The organism is Nocardioides sp. S5-5 (assembly GCF_054954065.1).
On the sequence record NZ_CP199913.1, the window covers coordinates 4,535,841 to 4,560,111 of the forward strand.

The window sequence follows — 24,271 nt, forward strand, 5'->3', positions numbered from 1 at the left end:
CGAACACTGTGCTGCCTTTCTTGGTTGGTGTGCGGATCAGGCGATGCGCTCGAAGACGGCGGACAGTCCCTGCCCACCACCGATGCACATCGTCTCCAGCGCGTAGCGCCCCTCACGGCGCCGCAGCTCTCGCAGCATGGTGGCCAGGATGCGAACCCCGGTCGCGCCCACGGGGTGCCCGAGCGAGATGCCCGACCCGTGCACGTTGATGCGATCCCAGTCAGCGGCCCCGAGGCCCCACTCCTGGGTGACCGCGAGGACCTGTGCTGCGAACGCCTCGTTGACCTCGATCAGGTCCATGTCGGCCAGCGTCAGGTCGGCGCGGTCCAGCGCGCGGGCGGTCGCCGGCACCGGCCCGATGCCCATCCGGGCCGGATCGACCCCTGCGGCCGCCCACGTCACCAGGCGTGCGTAGGGCCGGAGACCGAGGCGTTCGGCGGTCTCCGGGGTGGTGACCAGACAGGCCGCCGCCCCGTCGTTCTGTCCGCTTGAGTTCCCGGCCGTGACGGTGGCCTCGGGGTCCTGCCGCCCGAACACCGGTCGGAGCCCGGCCAACGACTCGACGGTCGTCTCGGGACGGATGTGCTCGTCGTCGCTCACGGTGAGTTCCGCGCCGCGGGCGCCCGGGGTCACGACCGGCACGATCTCCTCGGCGAACACGCCTGAGGCCTGGGCCGCCGCGGCGCGCCGATGGGACCGGGCCGCGAGCTCGTCCTGCGCCTCGCGGCTGATGCCGTACTCGCGGCGCAGGTTCTCCGCCGTCTCGATCATTCCGCCGAGCACCGGGTGGTGCCGGCCGCCCGCGGTGGTCCGGGCGCGGGCCAGCCGGTCGTGCAGCACCACGGACTCGGCGCGCCCCGGAAACCGGATGCCGGTCGTGTAGTGCTCGACGGCGCTCATGCTCTCGGCCCCACCCGCGATCACCACGTCGGCGACGCCGGTCTGCACCTGCATGGCGGCCTGACAGACCGCCTGGAGCCCCGAGCCGCAGCGACGGTCCACCTGCAGTCCGGCGACGGTCACCGGAAGGCCAGCGTCGAGCGCGGCCACGCGGCCGATCGCCGGCGCTTCGCCGTTGGGGTTGCACTGGCCGAGGACCACGTCGTCGACGACGTCACCCGACACACCCGCGCGGCGCAGCAGCTCGGCGATCACGGTCGCCGCGAGCTCGCTGGCCGACACGCCGGCGAGGGCGCCGCCGTAGCGGCCGACCGGGGTCCGCAGGGGCTCACAGATCACTGCCTCACGCATCGACTCGCTCCTCGCTCGGGGCACCCTCGGCGGCCAACCACGCGCGTACCTCCTGGGCCGAGCCGTCCAGCGTCGGCGGACGGCGCCGGTACTGCGGCGGCGTGAGCGAGTAGGTGACCGGGTTGCGGACCATCGGCACCCCCTCGACCTCGACGACGGGCTCCAGGCCGAGTCGGCTGGCCAGCTCCACGCCACCGCGGACGTCCTTGATCGGGGCACACGGCAGGCCCGCGCGGGTCATCAGATCAGTCCAGTCGTCCGCGGGGCGAGCGGCCAGCGCCGCCACCAGCTCGGGGCGCAGCTCTTCCCTGTGGTCGTTGCGCCCGCCGACCGTCGCGAACCGGGCGTCCGTCGCGAGCTCCGGCCGTCCGAGCACTCCGCAGAGGGTCCGGAACTGGCGATCGTTCCCCGCCACGACGATGAGCTCGCGATCGGCCGCCGGAAATGGGCCGTACGGAAAGAGGCTCGGGTGCTCGTTGCCCATGCGCTGCGGGACCACGCCGCCGGCGACGTACGCCGACGTCTGGTTGATCATCGACGACAGTGCGCTGGACAACAGGTCGAGCTCCACCAACTGACCCTCACCCGTGCGTGCGCGGTGGTGGAGTGCCGCGAGCACCGCGACCGCCGCATGCAGGCCGGTCATCACGTCGATGGCCGAGATTCCCGCCCGGAGTGGACGACCGTCCGTCTCCCCGGTGAGCTCCATGAGTCCCGATGTCGCCTGGATGAGCAGGTCGTAGCCGGGCAACGTCGCTCCGCCCTTGGTCCCGAAGCCGCTGATCGCTGCGTACACGATGCCCGGGTTGGAGGCGGAGACGCGGTCGTAGCCGAGGCCGTACTGCTCGATGCCCCCCGGCCGGAAGTTGTGGACGAAGACGTCGGCGCGCCGCGCCAGCGCATGCGCCACCTCACGATCCGCCTCTGCCCCCAGGTCGAGCGCGATCGACCGCTTGTTGCGGTTGACCGCCATGTAGTACGTCGACTCGCCGTCGCGCACCGGGGGGACGAACGTGCGCGTGTCGTCCCCCGCGGGGCTCTCGACCTTGATCACGTCCGCTCCGAGATCGCCGAGGAGCATCGTGCAGTAGGGCCCTGCGACGATGCGCGAGAAGTCAGCGACGACGAGCCCCGCCAGCGGACCCGCGGCCGACACCTCAGGCACTCCGCTCCGACTCCAGCGCCGGCTCGAAGATCACGCCCCGCCAGGTGCCCTCGGCCCGCCACTCGCTGACGAGTCGGTCGAAGGCGACGATGCCCGGTCCGTAGGCTCCGTTGCGTCGTGCGGCCTCGGCATTCGGGTGTCCTTCGCTGTTGTAGTACCCCGGGGTGCAGGAGGCGAGGAACTCCAGGTTTGCGCGCGAGGATTCGTAGACCGTGTCCACCCAGGCCTGTTCCGCCGCGACCTCCGCGTCGACCGTGCGGCTGTTGCGCTGGTCCGCGGCGTGGATGACGTCGCTGATGTGGCGGCTCTGGACGTCGAGGATGTGCGCGAAGTTCGAGCTCACGCCGACCTGGTTGACCGAGACGATGAAGAAGTTCGGGAAGCCGTTGGTCTGCATGCCGTACAGCGTCGACATGCCGCCGGAGAACTTCTCGCTCAGCTTGACCCCCTCACGGCCGGTCACGTCGTAGCCGAGCCGCTTCGCGAAGGGAGCGCCGACCTCGAATCCGCTGGCGAAGACGAGGCAGTCGACGTCGTACTCCGTGCCGTTGACGACGATCCCGGTCTCGGTGACGCGCTCGATGCCCTGGCCGTCGGTGTCGAGCAGGGTGACGTTGGGCCGGTTGAAGGTCTCGAGATAGTCGTCGTTGAAGCACGGCCGCTTGCAGAGCGCGCGGAACCACGGCTTGAGGCCCTCGGCGGTCGTCGGGTCGCGAACGATGTCGTTGACCCGACGCCGGATCTCCTCCATCTTGGCGAAGTCGTCAATCTCGTCGAGGACGCCGCCGCTGAGGGTTCGCAGCCGGTAGATGGCGGTCCAGCCGTCGTTGACCAGGTCGGTCTCCGCATCGCCGCCAGCGACGAAGGTCGAGAAGTTGTCCATCCGCTCGCGCTGCCAGCCGGGCTGCAGCGAGGCAGCCCAGGCCGGGTCGGTCGGTGAGTTCTGTCGGGCGTTGACGGCCGACGGGGTGCGCTGGACGACGTAGAGCTGGCCGGAGCTGGCGCCCAGGGCGGGCACGGCCTGGATGGCCGTTGCGCCGGTCCCGACGATCGCAACCCGCTTGTCGGCCAGCCCGACGAGGCCGCCGGTGCTGTCGCCGCCGGTGTACGCGTAGTCCCACCGGGTGGTGTGGAAGGTGTGACCTCGGAAGGTCTCGATGCCGGGCACGCCGGGAAGCTTCGGCTTCTGCATGGCACCTGCGGTCATGCAGACGTACCGCGCGGTGAAGACGTCACCCCGGTCGGTCGTCACGGTCCACCTCGCGACGTCCTCGTCCCACACCACGTCCGCAACCCGTGTCTGCAGCAGCGCGTTCTCGTAGAGCCCGTAGTGGCGGGCGATGCGCCGGCAGTGCTCGAGGATCTCAGGACCCTTCACGTACTTCTCGCTCGGCATGTAGCCGGTCTCCTCGAGCAACGGGAGGTAGATGTAGGCCTCCGTGTCGCATGCCGCGCCCGGGTAACGGTTCCAGTACCACGTGCCGCCGAAGTCCCCGCCCTGCTCGACGAGGCGGATGTCGTCGTACCCCAACGCGCGCAGGCGTGCCCCGAGGAGAAGGCCGCCGAACCCACCGCCGATCACCGCGACGTCGACGTGGTCGTCGACCGGCTCACGCTCGATTCGCGGTGTGTAGGGGTCGTCGATGAAGTGCGCAAGCTCGCCCTCGAGCGCCTGGTACTGGCGCGAGCCGTCCGGGCGCAGCCGCTTGTCCCGCTCGATCCGGTACTTCTCTCGAAGCGCGTCGGGGTCGAAGCCGAGGGCCTGCCGGTCTGCCTGAGTTGTCACGAATGATCTCCTGGGAGGGATGGTGCGCGGTCCGCATTGCGACGGATCGCGGCAATGATCTGGGGCCAGGCGCCGGGAACGATGCCGTGGCCCATGCCGTCGACCACCTCGAGCCAGGCGCCTGGAACGGCGGCTGCGATGGCGCGCCCACCGCTGATGTCGACCAGGCGGTCATCGGTGCCATGGATGGCGACCGTCGGCACCCGCAGCTCGCGGAGCGCGGACGTCCGGTCGGGCGCGGCGATGGCGGCCGCCTGCTGGCGCAGACGCCCGGCCGGGTCGTGGGCTCGGTCATGTGCCATGACGGCTCGCCTGCGTGCCGCCTGCTCGTCGAAGGGGAATCCGCTCCCTGCAAGAGCACGCGAACGCTCGACGGCGGCCTCGATGACGCCCTCACGGCTCGCCGGCGCGGGGCGCCGCATCAGCTCGAGCACCGTCGGGTCGGCGCGTCCCACCGAACGCTCCCCCGTGCTCGACATGAGCGTGGCGAGCGAGAGCACCCGCTCCGGTCGGTGGATCGCCACCAGCTGCGCGACCATGCCTCCCATCGACGCGCCCAGCACGTGGACGCGCTCGAGGCCCAGCGCGTCCAGCAGCCCGACGGCGTCGGCGGCCATGTCGTCGAGCGTGTAGGGCAGTGTGCTCAGGTCACCGCGGCGGATCGCCGCGACGTCGGGGGTTCCCTCGATGCGTTGCGACAGGCCGACGTCCCGGTTGTCGAAGCGGATGAGGTGGAAGCCCGCATCGACCAGGCCGTCACAGAAGCCCCGGTCCCAGCCGTCCAGCTGCGTGCCGATCCCCATGACCAGCAGGAGGGGGTCGCCTGCCGGGTCGCCGTAGGTGGCGCAGCGCAGGGTGATTCCGTTCGCAGTGACGGACCGGGTGATCTCGGCGCGCGTGTCGTCGTTGGTCAGCCCCATCAGAAGAAGTTGCTGAGGTTCTGCGAGAGCAGGATGGTCTGGTCCAGGTAGATGTGGCGCCGGGCGACCCGGAAACCGGACTCAGTCCGTCGCAGCACGTCCTCGCGACGCCCGATCCACTCGTCGATCTCCGACTTCAACCGGGTCCGGTAGAGGTGGAAGCAGGTCTCGACCGTGAGCTCGGTGCCGGAGTCCTCCACGATCCGGACGTTCGTGACCAGGTGCCGGGTCCGCGACGGGGGGTCCTCCGCCCAGGCGGTGCCGGTCGCCAGCTTCTGCACCCGTCCGACCAGCGTCGCCTTGTCATCGTCGAAGAAGGCCATCTCACCCGGCTGGGTGAACTCCTTGGCCAGGTTCCGGCGCGGGACGGTCCGGCGGATGGGCATGAAGTACGACGTGTCGTCGGTGAACAGGTCGACCCACTCCTCGAACCGCTGGTGGTCCAGCAGTGCGGCCTCGTGGGTGTAGAACTGCTCGACCTCGTACTGCAGGTACATCGCGGCGATCTTCTCGGGCGCGATCGTGGTCTCCAGTCGCATGGTTCCCATGGCTGCTCCGTCCTCAGATGTAGTCGCCGGGAGTGGTGGAGGCGCGCAGCTCGTCCCAGCTCGTGCCCTTGACCCACTCGAGCCAGGACAGGTAGGTCCAGAGCTGCGCGTGCTCGTTGACCGGGGCCTCGATGCGGGCGACGCCGTCCTCGTGAATGATCTTGCCGCGGCCGAGCCCCATCTTGAGCAGTTGCGGAATCTCACGGCTGGCGCCGCCGTGCGTCTGCAGCGTGCTCTGCGACCAGTTCTCGCCGTCCTCCTGCTCGAGGAAGCCGGCCGGTCCGAAGGAGTGGATCTGCCGTCCGAGTTGAGCCCTCTGCTCCTCAGGAGTGTCATTGCGGTCCTTGAAGCTGAACCACCACACCTCGGTCACACCGGCACTGCGCGGCACACGGAGGCTGATCTGGGCGTCCATCGTGAACCAGGCGGTCGGGAACAGGTGCGGGTGACCGGCGAACCGGGATCCCACCGGTCCCAGCTCGGCGAGCGGCCCGGGCTGCTGGCGCCACGTCACGAGCTCGTGCATCTCCGGCGGCAGGGTCGCGACCATCGAGTCGAGGCTCGGTCCCGAGATCGCGTGACCGTACTCGCCGAGCGCGACGAGCGTGTCCAGGTCCGTGGGGAGCCGCTGCACGCCCAGGGCCTTGCCCTCGTCGGTCCTGGCCCCCCCACTGTCGGTCTGATCCGTGCTGGGGATCATTCCGACGGCCTGCGCCGAGATGTGGGTGATCTGCGGGTGGTAGTAGTCGAACGAGTTGTCGGCCGCGAACTTCCAGTTGCAGTTGAGCGTGAACTTCTGCACGCCCGGTCGGGCCTCCATGTCACCTCGTTCGGCCAGCAGGTCGATGGCGATCCGGCCGGTCCGGCCGAGGAAGTCGACCAGCGGCGGGGCGTCGGGGTCCATCGTCGCGAAGACGAAGCCCTTGTAGCTGTCGAGCTGGGCCACCTTGCGCAGCGGGTACTTCGACTTGTCCAGGTCCTCGCGGTAGAAGTCCGTCATCCCGGGCACGCCGACCAGTTCGCCATCCAGGCCGAAGGTCCAGCCGTGGTAGGTGCACATGAAGTTGCGGACGTTGCCCTCTTCCGCCCGGCAGACCGCGTTTCCGCGATGCGAACAGGTGTTGAGGAAGGCCTTGATGCCACCGTCGCGTTGACGGACCACGAGCACGTTGTCCCGCCCCATCGGCGCCTCGAAGAAGTCGCCGCGCTTAGGGATCTGCGTGTCATGGCAGAGCAGGAGCCAGGCCCGCCCGAAGATGTGCTTCATCTCCAGCTCGAAGATCTCCTCGTCGCTGAAGATGCGGCGGTCCAGCTCGCCGGTGGTCACGTTGACGAGCGAATCGAGGTACGCCGAGTTCTCGGTGTTGCTGGCGATGGTCATGTCAGGTTCTCCATCCGGGTTGCAGCAGGTCAGTCACGGTCGAAGACGTGGCCCCAGTACTCCGAGGAGTCGTAGGTCACGACGGACCAGGTGTCGTCGTCGATGAGGAGCCCGTCGGTGCCGTACTCGACACCGAAGCCGGACGGGGACTGGACGTAGAAGGACAGCATCTTGTCGTTCGTGTGCCGCCCCAGCGTGGCGAGCTGTCGGATGCCGCGTCGCTGCACCTTGTCGAGCGCGCGACCGACCACGTCGAGGTCGTCGACCTCGAGCATGAAGTGGTTGATCTCGCCCTTTCCCTCGCCGTAGATCGGCGCCACCGCGAGCGAGTGGTGACGCGGGTTGGTGTGCAGGAAGGTGAGGAGCAGCCCTGGGACGGGGATGATGTGGTCGCTCACCTTGAAACCGAGCACCCGTCGGTAGAACTCGAGCGTCTCATCGACGTTGTCGCAGACCACGACCACGTGGCCGAGGCCGAGGTCCGCGCCGTCGGGCGTCGTCGTGACGAACCGTGCGCCCGTGGGTGAGAGGAACGGTTCGCGCACGTTGGTCGCGCCGTAGTGGAACTCCAGGGCGTACCCGGCGGGGTCGGTGCAGCTCAGCAACCGACGCACGCCCCGCAACTCGGCCAGCGCCGCATCATCCTTGTAGGCGACGCCGGCCTCGTCGAGCGCGGCCGCCACCTCGTCCAGGGCGTCGGGACCGGAGACCTGCCAGCCGACGTAGTCGAGCTCGTCGTCGCCGGCCCGGAGCGTGACGCGATGGGCTCGCTCGTCGATGCGCAGGACCAGCGCGTCCTCGCCGTCGATCTCCTCACGGGCGGCGCTCATGCCCAGGATCTCGGTGGCAAAGACCTCCCAGTCGTCCAGGCTGTTCACTCGTAGCCCCAGGTAGCCGAGTGCTTCGACTCTCGTCATGCGTCGTTCCGTCCCATCCGGTTCACGTGGACCTCGTCCGCTGATCGTGCGACTCTCACAAGGGCTCGACAACCAACGCGTTCCGTCTGGCCGAACCGCGGCCCGTTGCGCATCAGGCGACCATCGTGCTGACGTGGCCGGAGAGTTGTTCGGCCGCCCGGAGCATCACGGCTTTGTAGCGCAGGACGGAACGACCCACCGCTCCCGTGCTCAAGGACAGCGCCGCAACCGGCTGCTGCGTGCGCCGGTCGAGCACCGGCACGGCGATGCACGAGACCCCGAGGAAGATCTCCTCGAAGTCGGTGGCATAGCCCTCCTGACGCACGCGTTCGAGCGCGCGCCCGAGAAGGTCGGGGTTGGCGATCGTGAACGCGGTGAAACGGTAGTAGCGCGCCTGCATCGAGGCCGCGAACTGCGGCTCCGAGAAGGCCAGCATCGACTTGCCGAGCGCGGTGGCGTGCTGCGGCCGGCGCATGCCGACCGCCGTGCCGATCCGCACGGAGTCCGGTCCGAAGAGCTTTTCGACGTACAGGACGCTGGCGCCGGCCGGCACTGCGAGGTGGATCGCCTCCCGGGTCTGGGCGTAGAGCTCGGTCAGCACCGGCATCGCCCGGTCCCGCAGGCCGTTCGCCCGCGCCACCGCGACCTGGTTCCCGAGCTCGAACGCCCGGGTCGAGAGGGCGTACTTGTCGCCGGCGCGCCGGACATAGCCGCTCTCGATGAGGACGGCGAGCAGCCGGTGCGCCGTGGCCTTCGGCAGGTTGACGAGCTGCGCGAGCTCCGAGACCCCCATCACGGAGCGCGGTCCGCCGAGGGCGTCGAGAAGGGAGAGCGCCTTGCCGGCCGACGTGTCGCGGTTGCTGGCGATCCCTGTGTTCCTGGCCTGCTGAAGCGTCATCAGTAGACCTCCTTTCCCGTGGTCGTGCCCTCGGTGTTCCACCATGGGGAACCCTGTATGAGATACGGTATATCAGACTCCAGTATCGTCAAGGGAGTTCGAGAATTGGGGACAGCCATGCCGCACCATGTGATCGTCGGAGCCAGCGCCGCAGGCGTCTCGGCGGCGCTCGCCATGCGCTCACACGGGCACGACGGGGCGATCACCCTCATCGATCGCGACCCGAACCCGCCGTACGAACGCCCCCCGCTGTCGAAGCTCGCTGACAGCGCGCTCCGGCCGATCGTTCCTCTCGACCGCTTCGCCGAACTCGAGATCGAGCTCCTCCTGGGCGTCGAGGTTCGCGGTGTCGACCCCACGACCCGCGCCATCCGGCTCAGCACTCACGAGACCCTGGTCCCCGACACGCTGCTCCTGAGCACCGGCGTGGCAGCCCGGCGCCTGACCGTGCCGGGCGCCCACCTCGACCACGTCCTGGTGCTGCGCGACGCCTGTGACGCCGGCCTGCTCGCCGAGCGTTTCACGCTCGGCGGTCCACTCGTGGTCGTCGGCGCAGGCTTCATCGGCCTCGAGGTCGCGGCACTCGCCCGTGAGCACGGGATCGAGGTGAGCGTGGTCGAGGTCGCACCCCGCCCCCTCCCCGTCCTCCACGAGCAGCTCGGTGCGCGGGCGCTGGAGCTGCACCGGGAGCGTGGCGTCCGATTCTTCCTCGACCAGAACGTGCTGCGGTTCGAGGGCACGGACGCGGTCGAGGCTGTCGTGCTGGAGGACGGCACCCGGATCCCGGCCGCCACCGTGGTCGTCGGTGTCGGGGTCGAGCCCCGCATCGAGCTGGCCACGGCACTCGGCGTCCGCACCGACGACCAGGGCATCGTGGTCGATCCCCACGGGCGCACGGACGTTGCGTGGGTGTACGCCGCAGGTGACGTCGCCAGCCAGCCGCACCCGCACCTCGTGGGTGGGCCCGCCCGGATCGAGCACTGGGACGTCGCACTCAAGCACGGAGCCGCGGTCGGGGCGAGCATCGCCGGGACGCCGACTGCGTTCACCGAGACGCCGTACGTCTGGTCGGACCAGTTCGGGCTCACGTTCCAGATGTTCGGGCGCCCCGCTCCCTCCGACGAGATCGTGATGCGACGCGACTCCACCGCGTCGTCCTACCTCGGCTTCTGGCTCCGCGACGACGTGGTCGTGGCGGTGTGCGGCCTCGACCGTGCGCGGGACGTGGGCGCCGCGCGCCGACTGATCCAGCGACCCATCGGCGGCCACCGCGAGGCGCTCGCCGATGACGGACTCGAGATCAAGTCCCTGATCAAGACCCTGGCGCGCGGCTGATGCCGCCGATGAACCGACGGAAGGTGTGTGAGACCACGTGACCTGGACCAAGGCCTGCAGCACGTCCGACATCGAGGAGGGCGAAGGCTTCCAGCTCGAACGGAAGAAGCCCATCGCCCTCTTCAACGTCGACGACGAGTATTACGCGATCGACGACACGTGCACCCACGACGACTCCTCCCTGGCCGACGGCTACGTCGAGGGCGGCGTGGTCGAGTGCGCCTGGCACTTCGCCAAGTTCTGCATCAAGACCGGTGAGGTGCTCAGCCTCCCGGCCACCTGCCCGGTCGCGACGTATGCCGTCAAGGTCGAGGGCGACGACGTCTTCGTCGACCTTCCCGACTGACCACCAACCCCCCCCATCACCGAGGAGTCAGCACCCCATGACGACCCAGACCCAGAGCGGCGCGATCACCAACGAGAGCACGAGCCGGATCGTGCGCACCCCTGACTATGAGATCCAGGTCAACGAGGCCGGCGAGGGACACCCGGTCCTGCTGATCCACGGCACCGGCGCGGGGGCGACCGGCTGGTCCAACTTCGCGCCGAACATCGGCCCCCTCTCGGAGAGGTTCCGGGTCGTCGCCGTCACCATGCCGGGCTGGGGCGAGTCGAGCCCGCAGCCGGTGGAGTCGGGCTTCGACCAGGGCGAGGCGGTCAAGCAGCTGATGGACGCCCTCGAGATCGAGCGCGCCGCCATCGTCGGCAACTCGATGGGGGGCGGGGCCGGGATCATCGTGAATGCCCGCTGGCCCGAGAGGGTGTCGCACCTGGTCCTGATGGGCTCCGGCGTGTGGGGCGTCAACGTCCTGTCGCCCGCGGGAATGAGCGAAGGCATGAAGGCCCTCTTCGAGGCCTACCAGGACCCGTCGCCGGCCAACTTCAAGCGGCTCGTGCAGGTGATGTGCTTCGACCCGGCGTTCGCCACCGATGAGCTCGCCGAGGAGCGGTCGCGGGCCGCGCTCGCGCACCCGGAGCACCTCAAGCACTGGCTGGAGCGGATGAGCGCGGGCGTCGGCCAGGAGGCCTTCATGACCGCGGCCGCGGCCCTGCCGACCTCCAGCGTCCCCGCCTTGCTCATCCACGGGCGCGACGACCGGACCGTGCACTGGGAGGTCGGGCTCCGAGCCATGTCGATGATCCAGAACTCACGGCTGGTCCTGATGAACAGGTGCGGCCACTGGGCCCAGCTCGAGCACGCCGAGGAGTTCAACCGCCTCGTGACCTCATTCATCACCGATCACTGACGACGACAGAGAGGACCACCGAGGTGCGCGGACTGGAGGAACGAGTCGTCCTGGTCACGGGCGGGGGCTCCGGGATCGGGCGAGCCGTGGTGGACCGCCTTCTCGCCGAAGGGGCACGCGTCGCGGTCCTGGAGCGGGCGCCCGACAAGGTCGCCGAGCTCGAGGCGATCGGCGACCGCAACCTGGTCACCGTGGCCGGCGACGTCACGTCGTACGCCGACAACGAGCGAGCCGTCGAAGCCGCCGTGGACAGCTTCGGAGGGCTCGACGTCCTGATCGGCAACGTCGGCCTCTGGGACTTCAGCCGGACCTTGCTCGACCTCTCCCCCAGCGAGCTCGCGGCCGGGTTCAAGGACCTCTTCGAGGTGAACGTGCTGGGCTACCTGTTCGGGGCGCGGGCGGCGGCCGCCGAGTTGAGGAGGTCGCGCGGCGCCATCGTCCTCACACTGTCCAACGCATCCTTCTATCCGCAGGGAGGCGGCGTCCTCTACACGGCCACGAAGCACGCGGGGCTCGGCGTCGTACGTCAGCTGGCCTACGAGCTGGCCCCCGATGTCCGGGTGAACGGCGTGGCGCCCGGTGGGACGGCGACGAACCTCAGCGGACCGCGCTCGCTGGGCCTGGACGAGCGCAGCATCAGTGACATCCCGATCCAGGAGTACCTGGAGCAGTACTCGGCTCTCGAACGACGCATCGAACCGCAGGACTACGTGGGTGCCTACCTGCTGCTGGCCTCGGCGCACGATGCCCTGACCGTGACCGGGACCGTCTTCGACATCAGCTCGGCGGGAACACCGCACCGGCCGCAATGAGGTCTCCGAGCGGCGGTTCAGCCTCCCGGAACGACTTCGTTGAGTCCTCCGGGCGCCGTTCCTAGGCTGCACCACAACCAGTCGGCACAGCCCGATCGGGGACGGCGAAGGGAGCAGCGATGGCGATCCGCCAGCTCGTCCATCTGCCCGACGTCTCCGACGCGATCAGCATCGACCTGGAGCTCAGCAACCACTGCCTCGCTGCTGCAGCGTGGCTCCGCCGCGAGCGCCTCCCCCAGACCGCCCGCCTCCTCCTGACGATGTCGGACGCACATGCGGCCACCGCGCTCCGACTGGCTCAGTGCTGCGGCCGGCGCGGACGTCCGGCCCTCCTGCGAGCGCAGGTCGCGCCGCAGGCGGTGCACGCGAGCGTGCGTGAGGCCGCCGGTGACCTGCTGGGACGCGAGGAGGACGCACTGGCCGCCCTCGACGCCGCAGCGACCCGCACCTCCCCCGTCCAACGCTCGCTTGCCCGCGGCTTGACGGAGGCGCTGCCCGAGCGCCGCAAGCTCGTGAGGACCGCAGCGATCCTGCGGGACGCCGCCGATGAGCACAGCTCGGACCCGGCGCAACTGGAGCGCTGGGCCCTCCGGGAGCAACCCCGCTTCAGGGCGGTCCTGGTCCACCGCCCAGCGGACCGGCCCGCAACCGCCGCCCCTGTCCACACAGTCTCAGCAAGGAGTCGACGATGAAGGTCTACGACGGCAGCTCGGCGGTGCACGTGGTGCGGACCGCGGACAACGCGATCGAGGTCTTCTCCACTGCGGGCGAGGCCTGGCAGTACGCGCGATGCAAGCGCGGCGCCAGCGTCCTCGAACGGACAGTCCGCACGTCCATCAGCGAGGCCCACATGGTCTACGAGCGCCGAGTACACATCGTCGAGGGCGTCGTACGCCGTGACACGACCGCCGAGGAGCCCTTCTTCAGCGGCGGCACCGATTCGTGGATCTCGGAGGCCGACGTGGAGTCGTTCGAGGGCAAGGACGACCGCTGGACGATCGTCGGCCTCGGAACCGAGCGTCAGGCGATCAATGAGCTCGTCGAGAACGAGATCGCCCGGTTGACCTCCGCCGCGGCGTAGTCCCCGGGCCGGCGCGACCCGGCCTGACCCGAGCAGAACCCGACGATTGCGTGGCCGGAGATCGCAACCGCGACCCGGCCGACGTCCTACCTGGATGCCAAGCGCCACAGCGTCGATGCGGCGGACCGGCCGGGTCAGCCTGCCATGGCGACAAGGCCCCGAAGGGGAGCGATGATCGACACCGACCTGATCAAGGGAGCGCTTGAGCTCGAACGAACCGAGCGTGGCGTGCTGCCTCACCGGCTGCCGGCCTGGGCGCGAGCGCAGACCGACGATCCGCAGGTCCATCTCGCCGAGGCCCAGCCTTCCGGAGTGCGCGTGACGATGCAGACCGAAGCGACCGCGGTCGAACTGGATGTTCACGCGACAAGACGGCGTTACGTTGGCGCTCCCACTCCCCCGGCGGGGGTCTACGACGTCGTCGTCGACGGTCGACTCTTCGCTCAGTTGGCTGCGGCGAACGGCAGCACCCTGAACGTCGACATGATGACCGGCTCCAGCACGCACCTGGCAGGTGCGACGTCCACCCTGTCCGTGACCTTGCCCGACGGTCCGAAACTGGTCGAGATCTGGTTGCCCCACAACGAGCAGTGCGAGCTGGTCGACCTGCGGACGAACGCGGCGGTTCTGCCGGTCGCCCACGACCGGCCCACCTGGCTGCACCATGGCAGCTCCATCAGTCATGGCTCCGCAGCGACCCACCCGACGGGAACCTGGCCTGCCATCGCCGCGAAGCTTGCAGGTGTCGAACTGGTGAACCTCGGACTTGGCGGCAGCGCCCTGCTGGATCCATTCGTGGCGCGAACCATCCGCGACACACCTGCCGACGTCATCACCTTGAAGATCGGCATCAACGTCGTCAACCAGGACCTCTTTCGACGGCGAGCTCTCGGACCGGCGATCCACGGCTACCTGGACACCATCAGGGATGGACATCCCGAGACCCCGCTGACCGTGATCTCACCCATTCACTGCCTGATCCACGAGGAAGTACCTGGCCCGACCATCCCGGACGCAGACGCGCTGGCCAACGGTCGCATCGCCTTCATCGCGGGCGGCAACCCGGAGGATGTCTCCCGAGGGAAGTTGTCCCTCACGGCGATCCGATCGGCCCTCGAGGCGGTCTGCGCCGAGCGCGAGGACGCCAACCTCCACTACCTCGACGGGCTGCGACTCTACGGGCCGTCCGACGCTGAAGCGCTGCCGTTGCCCGACAACCTCCATCCGGACGCGCCCACGCACAGGCTCATCGGCGAACGCTTCGCGCGACTTCACGCTTGGCGCTGAGCCAGCGACACCCCGGAGGTCACCCATGGCACCAGCTCGCGGGCGCCCGGACACGCGCCGTTGGGCGAGCGGTGCCCGGGACTACGAGCCGGAGGCCCTCAGCCCGATGTCCTCGTCGGCGACGATCCGGCCGTCGTCGCCGACGAGGGCGAGGTGGACCGCCTGACCCGTGGGCCGCTCGATGAACCGCAGGGAGTTCGGCCTCGCCCTCTCGAGCGGCCTGAACTCGTCCGCCCAGTCGTTCAACGCGACGAGCACCAGGCCAAGTCGAATCCCGGACTCGGTCGGTGTGTACTTCGATCGAGAACGCTGGCCATGCTCTCGATAGTCGACCCTCGTCAGTACGCCGGCCTCGATCAGCTTCGTCAGTCGATCAGACAACACGTCCGGCGCCACTCCCAGCTCCCGCTGCAGGTCGCTGAAGCGTTGGACTCCTCTCAACACGTCGCGGAGCACGAGGCCCGTCCAGCGTTCGCCGAGAAGGTCCAGTCCGCGCGCGATGCCGCAAGGGTTGTCCGCCATCCGAGGTCGTGCCATGACCTGATCATGACGGGTGCGCCATGTGCTGTCGAATCTGACTATGTTTTTCGTAGTCAGCAAGGAATGATGAGGACCATGTCGTCATCCGCTGCGATCACATGGTTCTGGATGCTCGCGACCCTGTTCCTGGTCGCCGTCGCCTCGTCTGCGGTCCCCTCGCCGCTCTACCCGATCTACGCGGAGGAGTGGAACCTCACGCCCTTCATGCTCACTGCGGCCTTCGCGGCGTACATGGCGGGCATCCTCCTCAGCGTCCTCGTCGCCGGACGCCTCTCCGACCACGTCGGCCGACGCCCCGTGCTGATCGTCGGCACGCTCGGCATCGCCGCCTCGCACCTGGTGCTTGCGACGGCGAACGGCTTCGGAGCGCTGGTGCTCGGACGGACCGAGCAAGGAATCGCCGTCGGCCTTGCCCTCGGAGCGCTCGGCGCCGCGCTCATCGACAACGCTCCGCCCGGACATCCCGCGCTCGCGAGCACTCTGAACGCCGCCCTTCCAGCGCTCGCGCTCGCCGTGGGATCCTTGGCCAGTGGCGCGCTCGTGCAGTGGGCCCCAGCGCCCGAGACACTCGTCTACGTCGCCTTCGGCTCGCTCCTCGTCCTGCTGGCGCTGACGCTCCCCTTTCTCCCGGACGGTGTCGAGCGCCGGCCGGGGGCACTGCAATCGCTCCGTCCCACCATCTCCGTACCTGACGCATCCCGGCGCCAGTTCCGCATCGGCGCCGGCTCGATCGCGGCCAGTTGGGCCATCGCGGGCCTGTTCCTCTCACTCATGCCGTCTGCGCTCGTCGAGATCTTCGACATCTCGAGCCATTTCGCCGCAGGCGCGCTCCTCGCAGCAATGACGGGTACGGGAGCCTTCACCGCTCTGACCCTTCGGCAGGTTGATGCCCGTCGGGCGCTCGTCGTCGGCTCAGCAGCACTCATCCTCGGCTCAGTCCTCACCGTTGCGTGCGCCCTCCTCGAGGTCCTGCCCGGTGTCGCCGTCGGCGCTGTCGTTGCGGGCGCTGGCTTCGGCGCCGGCTTCCAAGCACCGGTACGGCTGGTGCTTGCGACGGCGCCCCCGACAGATCGTGCGAGCCTGATATCGGCGATCTATGTCGTCTGCTATGTCGCCTACGGGCTTCCTGCTCTCGTTGCCGGGCTCCTCGTCCCGCAGCTCGGACTGGCAACGGTCATCGCTCTCTACGGGGCATTCGTGGTGATCGCAGCCGCCACGACCTCTGTCCTCCACATCCGTCACCGACCTCGCCGCGGGATCACGACGGGACCCGAAGCTTCGATCGCCGGGAACAGACGGGTCACCAGCACCATCAGGAGCTGAACGGACCGCTCACTCACCTCCGCCAGGCACCCGCACCGATGGGCGCCTTCATGTGCACTTGGTGGCCGGTGGCACCCGGGCCTGGCGACACCGCAAACGGCGCCGCCGATGGAGGCGTCCTGGAGATGCCTCACCGGAGATTCTGCGGACTGGAAGGGTGCTTGAGGCCCCTCAACATGCCTCTGACCGGTGCAACTCTGAAGAATCAGTAGTACCAGGGAGACGATTCGAGGGGTTCTTGGGCCTTGGTGACTGACACTGGACATGACTGGAAACTCTGTCTGACCTGCGCAAACACGCCCGCCCGTTCGTTGATCGTCGATGGCCAGAAGTGGTCGTTCCGGGACCTTCTGCGGACTATCTGCGGACCGCAGGCAGCTGGTCGTCGTCGCGCCCTCGTTAGTACCAATGCCGCGGAACGAAGCAGTGAGAACACCTTTGGGCGAGGTCACCAGACTTCCGGAACGTGGGACTACGCGGGTCCTTCTGATCCGCATGGCTCTGCTGGAGCGTCCGGCGCCGACGACCATCATATGCGTTTCACCTGACCACCGAAGGTCAGGGACGTCCCCAGAACTGGTCCTCGGCTACGCCGTTCTCGGAGAACAGGTGCACCTCGACGATCTTGCCGTCACGGACAGTAAGCAGGTCCACTCCGGTCATGTCCATCGACGCCCCATCGCGGCGGCCGGTGAAGCGCACAGGCACAGCAACCAGCTCGCCGTTGACCATGGCCGGGCCCCTCACCGCGAGCTGGAAGCTCCTCTGGCTGGACGACGGGCCGCTTCGGTTCGGCGCGCTCCGCGAGAGAGTCGACGGCATCAGCGGCAAGGTCCTCACCGAGACCCTGCGCGACCTCGAGCGCGACGGGACCTCACCCGCACTATGTACAACGAGATGCCACCCCGCGTGGAGTACGAACTCACCGCCCTCGGCCAGACCCTGCGCAAGCCCCTCGCCGCGCTCGGGCAATGGGCCGAAGAGCACATCGAGACAGTCCTACGCGCCCGCGACGAATACGACAGCCGCTGAAGACTGCAATCTGTGCGCCGCGGTGAGCACGCCCTCGATCCAGCGATTCAGTGTCCTCACGAGATAGCCATAGGCGGAGACAATCAGGCCCGGCTCGAGCTAAGTCATCCTCCAGCGAGAAGCGAGACGGCCTTGTCGGGGGACAATTCGAGGGCCTTCTGGGGCTTGACGACTGCCGCTGACGGTGATTGGAAAACACGGCCGGACCTGCGCGAACGCTGCATGCCGGCCGATGATGGTTGATGGTGAAAATTCGTGGTCCCGTGACGACTATCTGCCGACTGCCGGCTCGCCCCGGTCGCGTGTCGGCGCCGCCCGCCGGGAGCGATTTCCGCTCCCGGCGACCCGCCTCTCCGACTCCGGGTGGGCCGGCCAGGCCAGTGCGACGTCAGGAAGGAGCGCTCTACCTTCTGAGGCGAGCACGAGCTCGGTTGCCACTGCCTCTGTCGTGGGCGACGCCACAGGCGTCCGCCCACGACGACCACCATGTTGCTTGGCGGCACTCGTGGACCCGCAGGGTCCGCTCTTCAGCCGGCGAAGGAGGCGCGGCCCTGCATGGCGGAAGTGCCGAGGTCACTCTTGGGCAGCGCGGCTCCAGCGGCGACGGCCTCCGCCCAGGCTTTGGTGCTGGCGACCGCTGCGAAGTTGGAGTGCAGCAGCACGAGCAGGGCCTGGTGCAGCTCGTCGGCGGAGACCTTGCCCGCCTCGTTGGCCAGGTGGATCGCACCGCTCGCATCAGAGAGGATCTCCGCAGCCAGGCCGAGCTCCTCGGCGCCCACCGCTGTGGCGATGTCGCAGTTGTTGGTCATAAAGCCGACGATGGTGATGGTGTCGACCTCCTGCTCGAGCAGCCATGCGGCGACGTCGGTGCCAGCGAAGACGCTGCCCTTGTCCTTGGTCACCCGCTTCCAGGAGGGCTTCAGGCGCCGCTCGATCTCGGGGCGCAACGACCAGCTGTGGCTTCCGACGGCGAAGACCGGCGCGCCCTCGGGCAGCTCGTGCTGGACGACGACCACGGGCATGTCCTGGCGCTCCGCGGTATCGAGCGCGGCCAGGATGTTGGCAAGAGACTGCTCGCGTGACGGGGACTGGATCTGGAGGATGCCGTCGAAGTACTCCTGCTGGACGTCGACGACGATCAGCGCGCGGCGGGGCGTGGACACAGAGACTCTCCTGCTTTAGGTGGGTGGGGCCTTCCCCTCCACTCTGGTCGCTGCGAGGCGGTACCGTGAGTGGCACGAAAGACGACCTTCGATGAGATCGGGCCACAATGCGCATCGTCGTGCACGCCTTCGACGGCATAACCATGTTCCACCTTGCCGCTCCGCTGCTGGTTTTCGGCGAGGTCAGCCGCCTCGGTCTGGCCGAAGGATGGACTCCCGTCGTGTGGACCGCGGACGGGCACGGCATCCGGACCGCCGAGGGGCTCCGGGTCGAAGCTGTCGCAGGACCCGACGTCGTCGAGGACGCCGACCTCGTGGTGATGCCGTCGTGGCCGAGCGACCTCCCGCCAACCGACGCGGTCCTGGCCGACAGGATCCGCGCCGCGCAGGCGCGGGGCAGCCACATCGCAGGGCTGTGCCTCGGAGCCTTCCCCGTCGTGGACAGCGGGGTCCTCGACGGAAGGGATGTCGTCACCCACTGGGGCGCGGTCGAAGAGCTCGCCAAGCGACGCCCGGATGTGACCGTCACGCCGGCAGCGCTCTATCGGGACCACGGCGACGTCCTCACGTCCGCCGGCACGGCGTCGGCAATCGACGCGTGTTTGTCGATCGTGCGCTCGCAGCTCGGATCGACCGCGGCAGCCACCGTCGCTCGCCATCTCGTCGTCGCGCCCCACCGCGAAGGCGACCAGGCTCAGTACGTCGACCGCCCCATACCGGCGGCGGGGGGCGTGGGCGACCTCGGAACCACAATCGACTGGGCCCTCGCCCACCTCGATGAGCGACTCTCGGTCGACGACCTGGCAGCCCACGCCCGGATGAGCCGGCGCAACTTCACGCGCCGATTCGCGGAGGTCACCGGCACAACACCAGCACGATGGGTCCTCACTCGTCGTCTCGACGAAGCTCGCCGCCTCCTCGAGACGACGACCTGGCCGATCTCCCGCATCGCAGAAGAGTGCGGCTTCAGCAGCGTCGTGACCTTCCGGCAGAACTTCACTACGGCGTTCGCGACGACGCCGACTTCCTATCGACGGCGATTCGCGCCAGCTGGACCATAGGCGTCACCGGTTGCGAGCCGCGCCAGTCCTCCGCGAGGCAGCACGTCGAAGTCTCCGATCAGCAGCCCGACCAGAGCAGGAGTCGCGCGACGATCTCGTCCAACGAGACCCGGCATGGCCGGTCTACGACGTCTCCATCAGAGGCGCCGCGCGGAGCCGAGGATGACTCATCCTCCGATTTGACGACGGGCGCACGGCGTCGCCTCCAGCTCATCGACCCCGAGCCATCAAGCTCACCGACTCACGCTCTCGTTCGCGATGCAGCAACACGCCATGAACGATCCCCATCGTCGTCCACAGGGCGGCCGTCTGCACCAGCGATCCGACACGGAAGTCCCAGACGAGATCAGCAGGAATTACCGAAGGCACTCGCTCCTCGACGTGCGGCACCGAAAAGACGACCAAGGCGCCGATCGCGACCGCCGCTGCAGTCAGGAGCCAGCGCCCCTCCGGCGCGATGCCCCTGTCGACCGCTGCCCGATGGAGCGCGAATACGACTCCGACGAAGAGCACGCCGACCAAGATGATCAACAGATACATCAGCGTCCGCCGGCCCACGGTGTCCGAGCTGCCGATCCCGGGCGGATTAGCCGGCACCATCACTCTCGGCACGGCAGCGACGACGGTGAACGCCAGCGCCGCGAGGCTCAGCGCCCTTCCCAGATCCGTCTCCTCAGAGAAGCGGTGCTGCACACACGCGTAGATCACGGCGAATGCAAGTCCGAGGAGCACGCCAACGACGAGAACGGTGATCGTGCCCCCGATCTGCTGCTGCAGGCGCGTCACCGTGGCGCCGTGTTCGTGAGAACCCCCGGCCTCGTGCCGGCCGTGCATCTCCTCCTCGAGCAGGATGGCTCGGCCGATGACCGGTTCGACCATCAGCCAGAGGACCACGACAGACGCTAGGCCGCCCGCTGCTCCCGCGACCGCACCACACCTGAGGCGCAGCCCCCAGGACGTCGCAGCCACGGTGTCAGTCGCACGGCACGCCGAGTGCATGCCGTCCATCGTGCGTGACCTCGTGCAGCCACGAGCCCATCTCGGCAGAGAGGAGAGAGTCGTTCCCCTGGAGGATCAAGAACACGGCAAGCAGCGCCACGGCCGCGAGTGCCGACGCCCAGAGCGGCACGGCCGACGGGGTGGGACGATGGGCGAGGGGGGTGGATTCGATGTTCACGGTGCCTCCGGGATCGACGTCGTCCTCGCGGGGTCGACGGCGATCGGCTCGTAATGCGGTTCGTGATGGTTGCGGTTCTTGGGGGTGGCGAGGACGTCGCACGTCCGTCGATCCACAGCGTTCCGGTCGACGGCCCCTCGCCCGGCCAGCACTGACTCGAGCGCCCGGACCCAGTGCTGGTAGTACGACCACGACGCATCGGTGTCGTCGGCGGATTCCTCCCACTCCCGAATGGACGCGATGAGCTCCTGCTGGAACTCGGCCCAGGCATACCCACCCGCCTCATGCGCGGCGACCACGAGCGCGAAGGCACGCAGCTCCCACGGCTCGTCGAACGCAAGATCGTTGGACCGGCCGGGGAGATCGCCGATCAGCTCGTCCACGCTGCGCCGCTCTCCGGCCGTCGACTCCGACCCCACGGCTGACGTCGTCATGACACTGCCTCGATGGGAGCGACGCCGATCATCGAGTCGCGGGTGACCAACCCGGCGAGCTGTTCCTCCGACCACCCCTCGGTACCCGGCGGACGCTGGGGCAGCACCCAGTAGCGGATCTCGGAGCTGGAGTCCCAGACGCGGATCTCCCTGGTTTCTGGGATCTCGTATCCGAAGTCCTCGGCCAGCACCTGTCGCGGCGCTCGGACCATGCGCGAGCGATACTGCGGCTCCTTATACCAGTTGGGCGGCAGGCCAAGGACGGGCCACGGGTAGCAGGAGCACAGCGTGCAGACGATGGCGTGGTGCACCTCATCGGTGTCCTCGATCACCACCATGTGCTCGCCCTGCCCCCCACCGATGCCCAGCTCGGCGCAGGCCGCAGTCCCGTCCTGAAGGAGCCGCTCCTTGAACTCCGGATCGGCCCAGGCCTTCGCCACCGCCTTCGCGCCGAGTTGCGGGCCGACCTCGTTCTCGTAGATGTCGACGTAGCGGTCGATCATCTCGGTGGTCAGCAGGCCCTGCTCGATCAGCATCGACTCCAGGGCCTTCACCCGCGCCGCGATCGCCTCCGACGTGCGGTCGGCTTCGCTCATGTTCCCGCTCCTTCGCTCACTCGCACCAGCTCGATGTAGGGTTCCCAGACGTCGAACGTCGAGGAGGTCCGGGGATCGGCGTATTCCTCGCCCCATAGCTCGGTGCCCTCGAGCCGGATCGTGTAGAGGTGGTGCGGATCCTCACCACGGTCGTTGCCGGCCGAGTCTGGGAACACGAACGAGCCGCGGTACGCAACGACCGTCCCGACCTTGCCGCGGACGTAGCGGGCCAGGCGCGTGTGGCCCAGGGGTGCGATGCCACGGACCCGGACGACGTCGCCCACCGCAAAGCCGATCGGCGCCTCGGTCGGTCGCGACGCCGGGGCACCGTGCGTCGAGAGCGCATCGACGATCTCGATCAGCTGCGGCTTCGGCTCATGGACCGGGAGCGCCGCGTCCGGGTGGTCCAGGAAGTACTGCGTCCGACGGTCCAGCTCGTCGGGGTCGATGTGACCCTTGGCGATGCCGTGATGCTCAAACGAATGGAGCCAGTGCTCGTAGTACGACGAGCTGAGATAGGTCACGGGGTCCATCAGCTCGATGCCGTGCCGGAAGGAATCCAGGCCAAACCAGCCGCCGATCATGCAGGACAGCTGCATGGTGAAGACGACCCGCTCCCAGTCATGGAAGAACGGCGGTTCTGAAGGGGATGCCTCGGTCGGCCCGAGGCCATCGGTCCCGCCAAGGTCGAATACTCCGTTCATGCGTGGTCCTTCGTTCGTTCCCATCGCTGGAATCCGCCCACCTCGGCTTCGAAAGCATGGGCGACGCGGAGCACAGCGGCGTCGTCGAATTTCCGGCCGATGATCATCATCCCTACCGGCAGACCCCCGGCCATGCCAGCGGGCACTGAGCACGCGGGGTGGCCAGTCACGTTGAAGGCGGCGGTGTTGGCGAGCATCTCGGTACCGCGAGCGAGGATCTCGGGAATCTCTGCGCCAGGTCCCGGAAGTGGCGTCGCTCGAATCGGCGACGTCGGCATCACCAGCACGTCATAGTGACGCAGGGCGTCGTCGTAGGCGGCGGAAAGCGTGGGCTCGAGGTTACGCGCCATCGCGTAGTGCCTGCCGTGGGCAGTGTTGCGGGCGTGGCGGCCGGCAAGCATCGTCAGGTGGAGCGACTCGGAGAACGCGGCGGGGTCCCTCTGCCGCCGCGAGCCGTAGTAAGACATCAGCTCGGGGTCGTACCGGCCCTTCCACCCAGAGCCGAAGGTGTTGCCGTCGACGAGCTGCGCGAGGGCGCCTTCGAAGGCAATGACGCTGAACAGCGCAGCGGCGTGAAGGTGCAAGGGGATGGACACCTCTTCCGCGACCATTCCCGCTGATCGGAGGAATCCGACAGCAGCACGAACCGTCTCGTCGACCTCAGGCTCGGAGTTGGCATGTCCGAAACCCTCAGTGACCACTCCGACCCGCAGGCCGGCCACTCCTTCGTCGAGCCGTCCGGCATAGTCGGTCGGCTCCAGGAAGGACGGCTGGCGTGGGTCGAGGCCATCGGTTCCGGCGATCACGGTGAGCATCTGGGCAGCATCCGTGACCGTCCGGGCCGTGGGCCCGAGGTGGTCCAGCGTGAGCTCGACCGGCACCGCGCCGGTATAGGGCACGAGTCCCCAGGTGGGCTTGTGCCCGACCACGCCGAGGCATGCGGCCGGGATGCGGATGGAGCCTCCCTGGTCGCCCGACACTGCCATGTCGGCCTCGCCCGTCGCGACGAGCACGCCACTGCCGCTCGACGAGCTCCCCGTCGAGCGGCTCGGATCCCAGGGATTGCGCACCGGACCGGTCTTGCTGGTGTGCGATCCCGCGGACATGCAGAGGTCTTCGCACACGGACTTCCCCACGATCACGGCGCCGGCCCTCAGCAGTCGGGAGACCACCGTCGCGTCCTCTCGAGGGGTGAAACCCTCGAGCATCCGCGAGCCGTTCATCATGGGTACGCCCGCGACGCTGGTGTTGTCCTTGATGACGATGCGCCGGCCAGCCAGCGGACCGTCATTGCACTCCTGGATCTCAGTCTGGACATACCACGCCCCCAACGGGTTGTCGTCGTCCGATGGACGGGTCCAGGTCCGGTCCGGCGCTGCTGGCACATGCTCGGCGTAGAGCAGCTCGACGAGGTCCCATGCGGCCATCGATTCGTCGGCCGCGACACGGTAGTGCTGCAGGTCATCCGGCGAGACGTCGAAACCGTAGGCTGCGGCGATCTGGGCGAGGGCCGACGCGGTGGGCCGCTCCATCGGCATGTTCAATCCTCTTCTCCTCCCGGGCGTATGTGGCGATCCTCACGCCGGAGGCGCGGTCAGGGGAACAGAGACACC

Annotated in this window: 27 protein-coding genes and 1 pseudogene; 11 read left to right on the forward strand and 17 right to left on the reverse strand. The window is 68.5% G+C overall.

Going from position 1 to position 24,271, the window contains the following annotated elements; translation table 11 throughout:
• Positions 1 to 36: 36 nt before the first annotated feature.
• The 8 genes from ACUP6Y_RS21910 to ACUP6Y_RS21945 form a co-directional block, all read right to left on the reverse strand.
• Complete coding sequence (locus ACUP6Y_RS21910; RefSeq protein ID WP_462553092.1) at positions 37 to 1,251, reverse strand: acetyl-CoA C-acetyltransferase; 1,215 nt, start codon at positions 1,249 to 1,251, stop codon at positions 37 to 39.
• Positions 1,244 to 2,416, reverse strand: coding sequence for a CaiB/BaiF CoA transferase family protein (locus ACUP6Y_RS21915; protein ID WP_462553093.1), 1,173 nt, complete (start codon positions 2,414 to 2,416; stop codon positions 1,244 to 1,246). The genes ACUP6Y_RS21910 and ACUP6Y_RS21915 overlap by 8 nt, the downstream gene beginning before the upstream one ends.
• A complete protein-coding gene (locus ACUP6Y_RS21920) occupies positions 2,409 to 4,202 on the reverse strand; it encodes a flavin-containing monooxygenase (RefSeq protein WP_462553094.1) in 1,794 nt (597 codons plus the stop codon). Before ACUP6Y_RS21920 ends, ACUP6Y_RS21915 begins: the two co-directional genes overlap by 8 nt.
• Positions 4,199 to 5,122 carry an alpha/beta fold hydrolase gene (locus ACUP6Y_RS21925; protein WP_462553095.1) on the reverse strand — a complete coding sequence of 308 codons (924 nt, stop codon included), beginning with the start codon at positions 5,120 to 5,122 and terminating at the stop codon, positions 4,199 to 4,201. The genes ACUP6Y_RS21920 and ACUP6Y_RS21925 overlap by 4 nt, the downstream gene beginning before the upstream one ends.
• Positions 5,122 to 5,670 carry an aromatic-ring-hydroxylating dioxygenase subunit beta gene (locus ACUP6Y_RS21930; RefSeq protein WP_462553097.1) on the reverse strand — a complete coding sequence of 183 codons (549 nt, stop codon included), beginning with the start codon at positions 5,668 to 5,670 and terminating at the stop codon, positions 5,122 to 5,124. The genes ACUP6Y_RS21925 and ACUP6Y_RS21930 overlap by 1 nt, the downstream gene beginning before the upstream one ends.
• A 13-nt stretch (positions 5,671 to 5,683) precedes the next feature.
• Entirely contained in the window at positions 5,684 to 7,051 is a 1,368-nt protein-coding gene (locus tag ACUP6Y_RS21935) for an aromatic ring-hydroxylating oxygenase subunit alpha (protein ID WP_462553098.1), read from the reverse strand.
• A gap of 29 nt (positions 7,052 to 7,080) precedes the next feature.
• Entirely contained in the window at positions 7,081 to 7,968 is an 888-nt protein-coding gene (locus ACUP6Y_RS21940) for a VOC family protein (RefSeq protein ID WP_462553100.1), read from the reverse strand.
• Between the two features lie 112 nt (positions 7,969 to 8,080).
• Positions 8,081 to 8,866 carry an IclR family transcriptional regulator gene (locus ACUP6Y_RS21945; protein ID WP_462553102.1) on the reverse strand — a complete coding sequence of 262 codons (786 nt, stop codon included), beginning with the start codon at positions 8,864 to 8,866 and terminating at the stop codon, positions 8,081 to 8,083.
• 117 nt (positions 8,867 to 8,983) lie between these two features.
• On the opposite strand from ACUP6Y_RS21945, the gene ACUP6Y_RS21950 reads away from it, so the two are divergent.
• From ACUP6Y_RS21950 to ACUP6Y_RS21980, 7 genes are all read left to right on the forward strand, one after another.
• Entirely contained in the window at positions 8,984 to 10,201 is a 1,218-nt protein-coding gene (locus ACUP6Y_RS21950) for an NAD(P)/FAD-dependent oxidoreductase (RefSeq protein WP_462553104.1), read from the forward strand.
• A 37-nt stretch (positions 10,202 to 10,238) separates the two neighbouring features.
• Positions 10,239 to 10,547 (forward strand): bifunctional 3-phenylpropionate/cinnamic acid dioxygenase ferredoxin subunit, encoded by a 309-nt coding sequence (locus tag ACUP6Y_RS21955; RefSeq protein ID WP_462553105.1) that lies wholly within the window; start codon positions 10,239 to 10,241, stop codon positions 10,545 to 10,547.
• Between the two features lie 37 nt (positions 10,548 to 10,584).
• On the forward strand, positions 10,585 to 11,448 hold the full coding sequence (locus tag ACUP6Y_RS21960) for an alpha/beta fold hydrolase (RefSeq protein WP_462553106.1): 864 nt from the start codon (positions 10,585 to 10,587) through the stop codon (positions 11,446 to 11,448).
• Between the two features lie 23 nt (positions 11,449 to 11,471).
• A complete protein-coding gene (hcaB, locus tag ACUP6Y_RS21965) occupies positions 11,472 to 12,260 on the forward strand; it encodes a 3-(cis-5,6-dihydroxycyclohexa-1,3-dien-1-yl)propanoate dehydrogenase (RefSeq protein WP_462553108.1) in 789 nt (262 codons plus the stop codon).
• Positions 12,261 to 12,379: 119 nt separating this feature from the next.
• Entirely contained in the window at positions 12,380 to 12,952 is a 573-nt protein-coding gene (locus tag ACUP6Y_RS21970; RefSeq protein WP_462553109.1) for a hypothetical protein, read from the forward strand.
• Entirely contained in the window at positions 12,949 to 13,341 is a 393-nt protein-coding gene (locus tag ACUP6Y_RS21975; RefSeq protein ID WP_462553110.1) for a hypothetical protein, read from the forward strand. Before ACUP6Y_RS21970 ends, ACUP6Y_RS21975 begins: the two co-directional genes overlap by 4 nt.
• Before the next feature lie 171 nt (positions 13,342 to 13,512).
• The gene (locus tag ACUP6Y_RS21980; RefSeq protein WP_462553111.1) at positions 13,513 to 14,628 is read left to right on the forward strand and encodes an SGNH/GDSL hydrolase family protein; all 1,116 of its coding nucleotides are present in this window, start codon (positions 13,513 to 13,515) and stop codon (positions 14,626 to 14,628) included.
• A gap of 81 nt (positions 14,629 to 14,709) precedes the next feature.
• Here the strand turns inward: ACUP6Y_RS21980 and ACUP6Y_RS21985 are convergent, their stop codons facing one another.
• Positions 14,710 to 15,165 (reverse strand): winged helix-turn-helix transcriptional regulator, encoded by a 456-nt coding sequence (locus tag ACUP6Y_RS21985; protein WP_462556796.1) that lies wholly within the window; start codon positions 15,163 to 15,165, stop codon positions 14,710 to 14,712.
• 78 nt (positions 15,166 to 15,243) lie between these two features.
• Here ACUP6Y_RS21985 and ACUP6Y_RS21990 point away from each other — a divergent pair, with 78 nt between their 5' ends.
• Positions 15,244 to 16,491, forward strand: a complete 1,248-nt coding sequence (locus ACUP6Y_RS21990) for an MFS transporter (RefSeq protein WP_462553112.1) — start codon at positions 15,244 to 15,246, stop codon at positions 16,489 to 16,491.
• A gap of 558 nt (positions 16,492 to 17,049) precedes the next feature.
• On the opposite strand, the gene ACUP6Y_RS21995 is transcribed toward ACUP6Y_RS21990, so the two are convergent.
• Complete coding sequence (locus tag ACUP6Y_RS21995; RefSeq protein WP_179728204.1) at positions 17,050 to 17,223, reverse strand: nuclear transport factor 2 family protein; 174 nt, start codon at positions 17,221 to 17,223, stop codon at positions 17,050 to 17,052.
• Here ACUP6Y_RS21995 and ACUP6Y_RS22000 point away from each other — a divergent pair.
• Positions 17,222 to 17,350 (forward strand): annotated as a pseudogene (locus tag ACUP6Y_RS22000) (winged helix-turn-helix transcriptional regulator); the annotation flags it as partial. The gene ACUP6Y_RS21995 and the pseudogene ACUP6Y_RS22000 sit on opposite strands and share 2 nt — an antisense overlap.
• Before the next feature lie 26 nt (positions 17,351 to 17,376).
• A complete protein-coding gene (locus tag ACUP6Y_RS22005) occupies positions 17,377 to 17,523 on the forward strand; it encodes a winged helix-turn-helix transcriptional regulator (protein WP_379145950.1) in 147 nt (48 codons plus the stop codon).
• 527 nt (positions 17,524 to 18,050) lie between these two features.
• Here ACUP6Y_RS22005 and ACUP6Y_RS22010 read toward each other — a convergent pair.
• Positions 18,051 to 18,686: an isochorismatase family protein gene (locus ACUP6Y_RS22010; protein WP_139622343.1), complete on the reverse strand. Its 636-nt coding sequence runs from the start codon at positions 18,684 to 18,686 to the stop codon at positions 18,051 to 18,053.
• Positions 18,687 to 18,793: 107 nt separating this feature from the next.
• On the opposite strand from ACUP6Y_RS22010, the gene ACUP6Y_RS22015 reads away from it, so the two are divergent.
• Complete coding sequence (locus ACUP6Y_RS22015; RefSeq protein ID WP_462553116.1) at positions 18,794 to 19,747, forward strand: GlxA family transcriptional regulator; 954 nt, start codon at positions 18,794 to 18,796, stop codon at positions 19,745 to 19,747.
• Between the two features lie 210 nt (positions 19,748 to 19,957).
• Here ACUP6Y_RS22015 and ACUP6Y_RS22020 read toward each other — a convergent pair whose 3' ends face one another.
• Genes ACUP6Y_RS22020 through ACUP6Y_RS22045 form a run of 6 tightly spaced genes read right to left on the reverse strand, consistent with a single transcriptional unit; the run spans position 19,958 to position 24,196 of the window.
• On the reverse strand, positions 19,958 to 20,755 hold the full coding sequence (locus ACUP6Y_RS22020; RefSeq protein WP_462553118.1) for a CbtA family protein: 798 nt from the start codon (positions 20,753 to 20,755) through the stop codon (positions 19,958 to 19,960).
• Positions 20,721 to 20,924 carry a CbtB domain-containing protein gene (locus tag ACUP6Y_RS22025; protein ID WP_367919492.1) on the reverse strand — a complete coding sequence of 68 codons (204 nt, stop codon included), beginning with the start codon at positions 20,922 to 20,924 and terminating at the stop codon, positions 20,721 to 20,723. Before ACUP6Y_RS22025 ends, ACUP6Y_RS22020 begins: the two co-directional genes overlap by 35 nt.
• The gene (locus tag ACUP6Y_RS22030; RefSeq protein WP_218865836.1) at positions 20,921 to 21,307 is read right to left on the reverse strand and encodes a nitrile hydratase accessory protein; all 387 of its coding nucleotides are present in this window, start codon (positions 21,305 to 21,307) and stop codon (positions 20,921 to 20,923) included. Before ACUP6Y_RS22030 ends, ACUP6Y_RS22025 begins: the two co-directional genes overlap by 4 nt.
• Before the next feature lie 47 nt (positions 21,308 to 21,354).
• Positions 21,355 to 21,954 (reverse strand): nitrile hydratase subunit alpha, encoded by a 600-nt coding sequence (nthA, locus tag ACUP6Y_RS22035; protein WP_462553121.1) that lies wholly within the window; start codon positions 21,952 to 21,954, stop codon positions 21,355 to 21,357.
• A complete protein-coding gene (gene nthB / locus ACUP6Y_RS22040; protein ID WP_462553123.1) occupies positions 21,951 to 22,658 on the reverse strand; it encodes a nitrile hydratase subunit beta in 708 nt (235 codons plus the stop codon). Before nthB ends, nthA begins: the two co-directional genes overlap by 4 nt.
• Positions 22,655 to 24,196, reverse strand: a complete 1,542-nt coding sequence (locus ACUP6Y_RS22045) for an amidase (RefSeq protein WP_462553125.1) — start codon at positions 24,194 to 24,196, stop codon at positions 22,655 to 22,657. The genes nthB and ACUP6Y_RS22045 overlap by 4 nt, the downstream gene beginning before the upstream one ends.
• Positions 24,197 to 24,271 lie beyond the last annotated feature (75 nt).